Below are 397 nucleotides of genomic sequence, written 5' to 3' on the forward strand. Positions count from 1 at the left end.
CAGTCAGTGAGGCTACTATCGTTTCCGGACGGTACAGTTGGACTCCGCATGGGGATTTCACGACAGCTACTCCGCAGGTCCCTTCCTGTGACCGTCCTAAGCGGCCCGAGGTCTGTCCCGACGTCGCTCGAGACTGGGCGCGTCTCGGCGTCGTCGATCACTTGCAGGGTCTCAATGCAAACGCTGCCGATGACGGGATTACCCTCGTACTCGGAACGGGCGAACACGTGTGGCAGCCCTTCCTGCTTGCGGAGCGCTTGGAAAAGGAGGGCGCTGAGGTTTTCTATTCATCCGTGACGCGTTCTCCCCTGTCGAAAGGCCACGCGATCGGTTCAGTACTTTCGTTCTCCGACAACTACGGCGGAACAGTTCCACATTACCTCTACAACGTCGATCC

General features: G+C 58.7%; 1 protein-coding gene. It reads left to right on the top strand.

What is annotated here, in order from left to right; all coding sequences use genetic code 11:
* Window positions 1-161: 161 nt before the first annotated feature.
* Window positions 162-397, top strand: a 236-nt coding sequence (locus tag AF337_RS45865) for a TRSP domain-containing protein (protein ID WP_280138883.1), incomplete at its 3' end; no start/stop codon positions are given.

The sequence above is a fragment of the Rhizobium ecuadorense genome (assembly GCF_001187535.1).
GTDB lineage: Bacteria > Pseudomonadota > Alphaproteobacteria > Rhizobiales > Rhizobiaceae > Rhizobium > Rhizobium ecuadorense.